Below are 9,243 nucleotides of genomic sequence, written 5' to 3'. Positions count from 1 at the left end.
AATCGATTCAGAAAATAATCTTTTTAGCATTGACAAATGCCTCTTAAAAAATGGACAATGCCTATTAAGAATTGGGCCATGGCTTTAAATCAATTTGCTATACTTTGTGATACTAATTTACAAAATTGGGCAAATGGAGAAATCGTACTTACACAAAAAATCTGACAGACCCGAAAAATTAAAGGTTCTCTACGGTAATGCAATATTATCTTCGTTTGATAAAGATTCTATTATTAATTTAGAAGATTTGTAAATTGACAGTCTTTGTAATCTTAATGCAGCAATTACTATTTATTAAGCTTACTGAAATAATCGGACCAAGAGTCGAAGAGATATTATCAATGGTAAAAGCTGAATATACGCGAGTTTCGTATTAAGATGCCTAAATTATGGTTAATGAATATGCTATAATCCTTATCCTTTCAAGGTTTGTAAGAGGTGTGACAAGTTTTACAATTTAATAGTTATAGTCAAAAAAGACAATTTACTAAAAATTTATGCAGTTTTAAGTACATTTTATAACAAAAACAATATTACTAATATCCTCGTAACCCAGTTACTATCAGCTATTCAGTTCCTCTATTAATACGAAACTCACGTGAATATGATAAAGCAACAAAGGGACAACCGCTAGCGTCTCGAACTATCATTACCGGTGGCGGGTCAATACTTAGAGGTGTTAAAGAACTGGCAAATAAAATTTTTGAGCAAACAAGTTCGTATCGGTAAACCGGAAATTATTGACGGCTTGGTTGAAGACTTATAATCCCACTATCTACTCGACCGTTATCGGTATGTTAAAAATTCATGCCTTAAAACAATAGCACGAATCTTTTCATGTTGGATTAAACGAAAATACCAGCTTTCTCAAAAAACTTTTCATTTAGCTTAAGGAGAATATTTAGTGCTGGTATTTATAATAATTGATTTATACGTAAGTGCATAAAAAATTATTTATTACCTAAATCATTTTTTATGCAATTTCTTTTGTAGTAATTTTTTAATAGTTTGAGCATCAAGATTATTTGGGTCTAATTCTAATGCTTTATTTATTTCTATAACGCGAGTTTCGAATTAATATAGCATAGGATTTAGCATATCAAGAGAGATGTAATAGAAGGTTTATTATCAGACATTTGATAATTTATCAGTGCTGCAACCATATGCACAAAGGCATTTGTAACTGATCTATGCCTTGAATGCTCAAACTTCCCCAATAGTTTAATTTTACTAAACACAGATTCTATTAATGCTTTTTTAAGCAATAATATTTTATCCAACATAGACATAAGTTTATTTTTCATATTTTTCTTTACCCTAGTTACCATAAAAATTCCTTGCTCTAAAAGTTGTAGAAATAATTGTTGCGAAATATAACCACGATCTCCGAATACTTTACCAAAAAGATTTTTGATTATCAGTTCCAGCTGTTTTCTATCATCCTTATTGCCAGGGCTAAAAGATGCTTTAACTATACCACCGGCTCTATTAATTATTAGATGTAGTTTAAGTCCATAGAACCAACCTTTTGTTGTCTTACTGCTTGCTGCTATGCCGGCGAACACTTTATTCATTGAAATACGGTATCTCTTACATACCTCTATACTACTTGAATCTACAAAAGAGAGTCCGTCACACTGATCCAAAATAGAATTGAATATTAGTACTAATAGTGGTAAATGTGGACCTATTATTTTTATAAATTGACTATAGCTTACTAATTGAAAATCTCTTTGATGATGAATTCATATTTGCTTCAGATAATAATTCTTAAAACAATCATAAGATGACTGCCAGTAGCCTATTATAATTGTTATTACCTCACTTCTGTTCAGTCGACTTTTAGGACCAGATTTGTTGTTATGGTTAGTAATTGAATTTGTATGCTTGTCTAATTCTTGAAAAAAATCATCGACGTAACAAAATATTTCTGTAAAATCCATTATCATAGGTTATTGCTCTTAAAGTTTTTTCAATAACCTATAAACTTTTTTCTAATATAGCATAGGCAATTAAGATAGTGATATTAATAAAAGGATATGGTAAAGTAATTAGAAAATAGTTATGCCAAGTCCATATTCATATGATTTAAGAAAGGGAGTGATTCAATATATTGAGTCAGGGAAAAGAATAATAGAAGCAAGTCAAGTATTTAATATCAGCCGTAAAGTAATATATGATTGGAAGAAATTAAAGAAAGAAACAGGAGATGTTCAATTAAAAACTGGCTATCAAAAAGGGCATAGTCATAAAATAACAGATATGGAAGGATTTAAAAAATTTTTGGAATCTAATAAAGATAAAAGCAGTCGAGAGCTAGCCATCTTGTATCCTAGTAAAGTGTCAGCAAGAACTATAATAAACATGATTAGAAAAGTTGGTTACAGCTATAAAAAAACTTTTCTTCATCCCAAAAGAAATCATAAACTAAAGAACCCTCAGCTATAAGCTGAGGGGTTATAAAGTGGAATCGATTAGAAATCGATCATCATTCACAGGTTCACCTTCCTGTTCATCAATATAGCGCTGTATCATTTCATCAGTTATATTACCTGAACTGACCGCCATATAGCCCCTAGCCCACAAATGATTGCCCCAAAATTGTTTTCTTAAATGAGCAAATTCTTGCAATAAAATTCTTGAGCTACTACCTTTTAAATACTGTACTAACTTGCTAAGAGATATTTGTGATTTATATGAGATAAACATATGCACGTGATCACATGATATTTTCCCTGAAATTATATATACTTCATGTTCCATACAAATCTGCCTTAGTAAATCTCTAGCCCTTTCCGCTACTTTGCCTATCAATACTCTCTTCCTATATTTTGGTATCCATATAAGATGTACTTTTAAATCATACTGACTATGACTATTCTTTCTATAACTTCTCATGTTTCTTGATATAAATTCATTGCTAAAGCAATTTCATTATATCTTCCCTTCGCCTGAAGGTGAGGGATTTCTTATCCCCGAAGGGGGACATTAAGAAATGAGTTTATAGAAAAGATAACCACCATAGACAAAGATAAACTAGTGTTTTTGGATGAATCAGGAATAGAAGATAATACGTGTCGAGAACATGGCTGGAGCCCAAAAGGAGAAAGATGTTATGGTGAAAAAGTTTATCAGCACAAACACAGAATTAGTATGATTGCTGGCCTATGTAATAGCAATATTGTAGCACCTCTAATATTTGAAGGCAATTGTAATAAAGCTATTTTTGAGACGTATGTCAAGGATATACTCATTAAAGAATTAAGGGCAGGACAAGTCGTAGTAATGGATAATATTAATTTTCATAAAAACTCTAAGGTAAAAGAATTAAATGAATTTATATCAAGAAACATGAGAAGTTATAGAAAGAATAGTCATAGTCAGTATGATTTAAAAGTACATCTTATATGGATACCAAAATATAGGAAGAGAGTATTGATAGGCAAAGTAGCGGAAAGGGCTAGAGATTTACTAAGGCAGATTTGTATGGAACATGAAGTATATATAATTTCAGGGAAAATATCATGTGATCACGTGCATATGTTTATCTCATATAAATCACAAATATCTCTTAGCAAGTTAGTACAGTATTTAAAAGGTAGTAGCTCAAGAATTTTATTGCAAGAATTTGCTCATTTAAGAAAACAATTTTGGGGCAATCATTTGTGGGCTAGGGGCTATATGGCGGTCAGTTCAGGTAATATAACTGATGAAATGATACAGCACTATATTGATGAACAGGAAGGTGAACCTGTGAATGATGATCGATTTCTAATCGATTCCACTTTACAACCCCTCAGCTTATAGCTGAGGGTTCTTTAGTAGAGTATCTAGTAAATCATACACTAGTCGGTAAAAACACGGGGCAGCAAACACTTTTTAGAAAAAGTAACTCAAATTTATGACAAGAATATAAACACCTCAAAACTAGTAAAAATTTTGATTAAAGATTACGCCGAATTTGATAAAGCTTTAGGACAAAAGCTTTTACAAAAAGCAATATATGCCGGTGATTTAGAGTTAGTAGAAACTTTATATAGTAAAGGTGTTGATGCTCAGTACAAAGACCAATTAGGACGTCTAGCTCTGCATCATGCTATAAAAGCTAATTGCGGTGAAGAATTAATACAGTTTTTAATTGAACATACTACGGATATTAATTATCGTGATAAATCAGGCTTAAATCCTCTAGGCTTAGCAAAGAGTAATAATTGTACAGTAGCTACAAAATTATTACTCGAAGCTGGTGCTTATGAAGGTTATATGTATGATGATGTTATTAAGGTGTTAGGGAGAGAGAGTACGGATACTAAATCGTCATTGCAAGAGGTATTGCCTGTGTGGATACTACCGAGTCGTCATTGCGAGAAAATTACGAAGTAATTGACGAAGCAATATCAGGATATTTGACGAGATTGCCACGCTCTCTACGTTCGCTCGCAATGACGAAGGCCGGTCCACGCAGGCAACGCCGTTACAAAATGACATATAATCTATACAAATGCCACATATTCATACTAAATTTGTAAAAATATCATCTAAATTATTAATTATAATAGACATATTTAAAAAATTGTATTAAAGGATATGGTAAAGTAATTAGAAAATAGTTATGCCAAGTCCATATTCATATGATTTAAGAAAGGGAGTGATTCAATATATTGAGTCAGGGAAAAGAATAATAGAAGCAAGTCAAGTATTTAATATCAGCCGTAAAGTAATATATGATTGGAAGAAATTAAAGAAAGAAACAGGAGATGTTCAATTAAAAACTGGCTATCAAAAAGGGCATAGTCATAAAATAACAGATATGGAAGGATTTAAAAAATTTTTGGAATCTAATAAAGATAAAAGCAGTCGAGAGCTAGCCATCTTGTATCCTAGTAAAGTGTCAGCAAGAACTATAATAAACATGATTAGAAAAGTTGGTTACAGCTATAAAAAAACTTTTCTTCATCCCAAAAGAAATCATAAATTAAGAAATGAGTTTATAGAAAAGATAACCACCATAGACAAAGATAAACTAGTGTTTTTGGATGAATCAGGAATAGAAGATAATGCGTGTCGAGAACATGGCTGGAGCCCAAAAGGAGAAAGATGTTATGGTGAAAAAGTTTATCAGCACAAACACAGAATTAGTATGATTGCTGGCCTATTTAATAGCAATATTGTAGCACCTCTAATATTTGAAGGCAATTGTAATAAAGCTATTTTTGAGACGTATGTCAAGGATATACTCATTAAAGAATTAAGGGCAGGACAAGTCGTAGTAATGGATAATATTAATTTTCATAAAAACTCTAAGGTAAAAGAATTAATTGAATCGGTAGGGGCAAGTATTTTATTCCTTCCTACTTACAGTCCTGATCTTAAATGTCCCCCTTCGGGGATAAGAAATCCCCTCGCCTTCAGGCGAAGGGAAGATATAATGAAATTGCTTTAGCAATGAATTTATATCAAGAAACATGAGAAGTTATAGAAAGAATAGTCATAGTCAGTATGATTTAAAAGTACATCTTATATGGATACCAAAATATAGGAAGAGAGTATTGATAGGCAAAGTAGCGGAAAGGGCTAGAGATTTACTAAGGCAGATTTGTATGGAACATGAAGTATATATAATTTCAGGGAAAATATCATGTGATCACGTGCATATGTTTATCTCATATAAATCACAAATATCTCTTAGCAAGTTAGTACAGTATTTAAAAGGTAGTAGCTCAAGAATTTTATTGCAAGAATTTGCTCATTTAAGAAAACAATTTTGGGGCAATCATTTGTGGGCTAGGGGCTATATGGCGGTCAGTTCAGGTAATATAACTGATGAAATGATACAGCACTATATTGATGAACAGGAAGGTGAACCTGTGAATGATGATCGATTTCTAATCGATTCCACTTTATAACCCCTCAGCTTATAGCTGAGGGTTCTTTAGTTTTTATTAAGGTTTACATATGGCGAATATTTCTCCAAAATTATTTCAAAAGGCAATTCAAAAAGGTCTTAAAACCGCTTTATTCACCACCTCAACCGCAGCATTAATGCTGAGTAGTAGCGGGGCGTTGGGTGTTGCTGCGGGTGTTATTTCTACTAATGATGCAGTATTTAGTGATTTTGCTGCTGCCGGTAATTGGAATAAGATAACGGCTGGAGGAGTAGCTAATGGTACTCATGTTGACGGTCCTCAAGACAATAAGGCATTTACTTACGGTGGTAATCATACTATCACTGCAGATGAAGTCGGTCGTATTATTACGGCTATAAATGTTGCGGCTACTAATCCTGGAGGCCTAAATATTACTGAAAATACCAGCGTTGGTTCTATTGATACAGATGGTAACTTGTTGCCTGTTACTATTACTGCCGGCAAAAGTTTAACTTTAACCGGTACTGCTGCGGTTGTTGCACATCATGATTTTGGTGCTTTTGCTGATACTTATACGGGTTTAGGAAATATAACTTTAGGGGGAGCGAATGCTGGACTAATTATACAATCTGCAACTCCGGCAAAGATAACACTTACAGAAAATATAGATGGAAGAGGTATAATAACTGCCAATATAGATGCTGCCATTAACGGAACAATAGGTAATGTTAATCCAGCAGCTCAAATAAGCGTTGGGGCAAGTACCCTTTCTCTTGGAGGGGCGGTTATTAAAGCCACTACGACTAACTTAACAAATGCTGCGTCGGTATTAACCCTTACAAATGCAAATGCAGTATTAACAGGTGCTATTGATAACACCACAGGCGGTGATAATGTAGGTGTCTTAAATTTAAATGGTGCATTGAGTCAAGTAACCGGGAATATAGGTAATACAAACTCATTAGCAGAGTTAAGTGTAGGAGCAGGTTTGCTACAAGTACAAGGTGGAGTAGTAAAAGCGAATGCAATAAACTTAACGAATAATGCGTCAGCAGTGACATTTACGAATCCTGTAGTAGTGACCGGAGCGATAGATAATACTGGTAATGCTGGTAACGGTGTAGCAACATTTACCGGAGCAAGTACGGTAACCGGGAATATAGGTAATACAAACTCATTAGCAACAGTGAATGTAGGAGCAGGAATAACATTACAAGCCGGAGGAAACTTAATTACAAATAATATAAATTTTAGAGTAGGCAGTACGTTAGAGTTTAACGGTCCTCTTGATGGTGGTGGTAACATAATTACTTATGGGTTTAAAGGAGCTATAGTAAACGGTAATAATGCTACATTAAATGTTAATACAAAGTTACTTATAGCATATGATCCAACTGCGGGAACAATCGCAACAATCAATATTAAAGCCGATAATAATTTTGCATTTGATGCAAGTGCCGGTGATGTTACTATATTAGATGGTCAAGCGATTGTTTTTGAAGATGCAAATTCTATTTTAACTCTTTCTAACCTAACCGGAGGTGGAGTAAATAATATATTATTAGCAGCTGATTTAGCGGCACCTGGTGCCAATGAAGGTCAGTTAATCTTTGATGGTGGGGTTAATGGACTGAATATCGGAAGTAATGTAGCAGGTACTGTTAGAAATATTGGTGATGCAGGCGGTAATAAATTTGAAAATTTATTTATTAATCATGTGGTTACAATAACTGACGATGTAAATTTAGGTATACATGACTTGGTTATTAACGATAATGCAGATTTTACTAGTAGTACAGCATTTAATGCTGATGCTATACAAATAAACAATGCTACTTATAGGATTGATGCAAATGGCGGTGATTTAAATGTACCGGCAGCAAATATTGAATTTGCCCATGCAGATGCAGAGTTAGTATTACAAAATATTTCAAATGCAAATGACCGTACAATCACATTAGGTGCAGATATAGATCCTAATAATGATGATGAAGGTATAGTAACCTTAAATTCCGTAAACGCAGGAAGAAAATTAACAATAGACGGAGGGGTTACATTCGGTAGAGCTAAAAGGTTACAAGCTATAAAATTTCAAGGAGCAGGAAATTTGGGTACAGTAGGTATCACTTTCAATACAGCAAATATAGAGCTTGATACTACAGGTGTGCTAGAGCTTGGAGCTACTACGGCGAATGTAACATTAATTAATGATGCCGTTCAGTTAACTCAAACCGGTAATATTGGCGGTTTCTTAGATTTTAATGCAAAAAACGGTACGGTAACATTAAATAACAATGTAAATGTTGCGGGAGCAGTCCAAAATACCGGTGGTACTAATAACGGTACGTTAATAGCTTTAGGTGCAAGTAATCTTAATAGCGTAAACGGGATTGCTATGTTAAAAGTCGGTGCAGGAGCTGTAAGCATAACCAAAGGCGGTAATACTAGCATCACCGAGATTCAAGGTAACGGTACTGCACTCTTAACATTACATGTAAACTTTAACTTAACAGGCAGCATAAATAAAACCGGCGATCAGGCTCTGAAGCTAAACTTCACAAATGGTGGCAGTGTTAGTGGTGTTGTAGGGACTGCGGCTAATTCGGTTGGTGATATCACAACGGCAGGTGCTACAAGTTTTGCAAGCAGTGTTAACGCAAAAGGTACGGCGACGCTCAGCGGTACTACAAGTTTTGCCTATACATTTACTAATACAGGTGCTGTTACTTTAGCCAAAGGTTCTATCACTAATTTTGCTAAAAATGTAACGGCTACCAGCTTTGCAGCTAACGGCGCTACTATTAATTTCGGCAATAGCCTAGCCTTTAATAGTAATATAACAGGTAGCGGTACTACACTTACTTTAGGTGCAAATCAAGTAACATATACCGGCACCGGTAGCTTTACCGATATGCTAACCTTAAATACTACTTTTGACGGAGCAGCTAAGTCAGGCGGTAATATCTTAATTAAATCAGGCAGTACTCTTGATTTATCAGGGGTTTTAACTTTAGCACTTGTTGTTACTGCTACTAATTTCGACATTAATAATATAGATCCAAATACCAAATATACGGTAATATCTGCAGAAACAGCAGGCGGTTTAAAGCCTACTCCTGCAGATAATGTTAAAGTAACCGTTAATAATGACAACCGCTTTGTCAACTTTACTTTTGATGCATCAACTTTAACGCTATTTGCGAAGGATGTATCTCAAGAAGTGATAGATAACGACTTCAAACCGTGCGGACCACTTGCAAATATCCCAAATGCTGCAAATGTAAAGAAATCGCTTGAGTTAATGGAGCAAGCACCAATCGGTTCGGATGCACGTTTAGCTTTCGGTAACTGGGGAAAACTGACTCCAATCCAAGAA

At 34.2% G+C, this 9,243-nt stretch carries 8 protein-coding genes and 2 pseudogenes; 8 read left to right on the top strand and 2 right to left on the bottom strand.

The features are described 5' to 3' along the window. The first annotated feature begins 36 nt into the window (after positions 1-36). Positions 37-165, top strand: coding sequence for a hypothetical protein (locus tag REIS_RS16575; RefSeq protein WP_008581244.1), 129 nt, complete (start codon positions 37-39; stop codon positions 163-165). A gap of 435 nt (positions 166-600) precedes the next feature. Beyond that, a pseudogene (locus REIS_RS16080) lies at positions 601-821 on the top strand (cell division protein FtsA); the annotation flags it as partial. 270 nt (positions 822-1,091) lie between these two features. On the opposite strand, the gene REIS_RS11450 reads toward REIS_RS16080, so the two are convergent. Next, positions 1,092-1,745, bottom strand: a complete 654-nt coding sequence (locus REIS_RS11450) for an IS982 family transposase (protein WP_083787731.1) — start codon at positions 1,743-1,745, stop codon at positions 1,092-1,094. 319 nt (positions 1,746-2,064) lie between these two features. On the opposite strand from REIS_RS11450, the gene REIS_RS09030 reads away from it, so the two are divergent. After that, positions 2,065-2,448, top strand: coding sequence for a helix-turn-helix domain-containing protein (locus tag REIS_RS09030; RefSeq protein WP_008579989.1), 384 nt, complete (start codon positions 2,065-2,067; stop codon positions 2,446-2,448). Positions 2,449-2,457: 9 nt separating this feature from the next. Here REIS_RS09030 and tnpA (REIS_RS09025) read toward each other — a convergent pair whose 3' ends face one another. After that, a complete protein-coding gene (tnpA, locus tag REIS_RS09025) occupies positions 2,458-2,898 on the bottom strand; it encodes an IS200/IS605 family transposase (protein ID WP_008579324.1) in 441 nt (146 codons plus the stop codon). 81 nt (positions 2,899-2,979) lie between these two features. Between tnpA (REIS_RS09025) and tnpA (REIS_RS16570) the strand changes: the two are divergent. The 5 genes and pseudogenes from tnpA (REIS_RS16570) to REIS_RS08995 all read left to right on the top strand — a co-directional run. After that, positions 2,980-3,807, top strand: a pseudogene (tnpA, locus tag REIS_RS16570) (IS200/IS605 family transposase); the annotation flags it as partial. A gap of 132 nt (positions 3,808-3,939) precedes the next feature. Beyond that, on the top strand, positions 3,940-4,383 hold the full coding sequence (locus REIS_RS09010) for an ankyrin repeat domain-containing protein (RefSeq protein ID WP_008581235.1): 444 nt from the start codon (positions 3,940-3,942) through the stop codon (positions 4,381-4,383). A 229-nt stretch (positions 4,384-4,612) separates the two neighbouring features. Then, positions 4,613-5,443 carry an IS630 family transposase gene (locus tag REIS_RS13425; protein WP_008581234.1) on the top strand — a complete coding sequence of 277 codons (831 nt, stop codon included), beginning with the start codon at positions 4,613-4,615 and terminating at the stop codon, positions 5,441-5,443. Positions 5,444-5,465: 22 nt separating this feature from the next. After that, positions 5,466-5,906 carry an IS200/IS605 family transposase gene (tnpA, locus tag REIS_RS09000; protein ID WP_008579210.1) on the top strand — a complete coding sequence of 147 codons (441 nt, stop codon included), beginning with the start codon at positions 5,466-5,468 and terminating at the stop codon, positions 5,904-5,906. 49 nt (positions 5,907-5,955) lie between these two features. Then, positions 5,956-9,243 (top strand): beta strand repeat-containing protein (locus REIS_RS08995; protein ID WP_008581232.1); only part of this gene is annotated, 3,288 nt, incomplete at its 3' end.

This window comes from Rickettsia endosymbiont of Ixodes scapularis, assembly GCF_000160735.1.
GTDB lineage: Bacteria > Pseudomonadota > Alphaproteobacteria > Rickettsiales > Rickettsiaceae > Rickettsia > Rickettsia tamurae.
The sequence above is the reverse complement of the archived record's forward strand: the minus strand, read 5'-3'. Positions and strand labels throughout refer to the sequence as shown.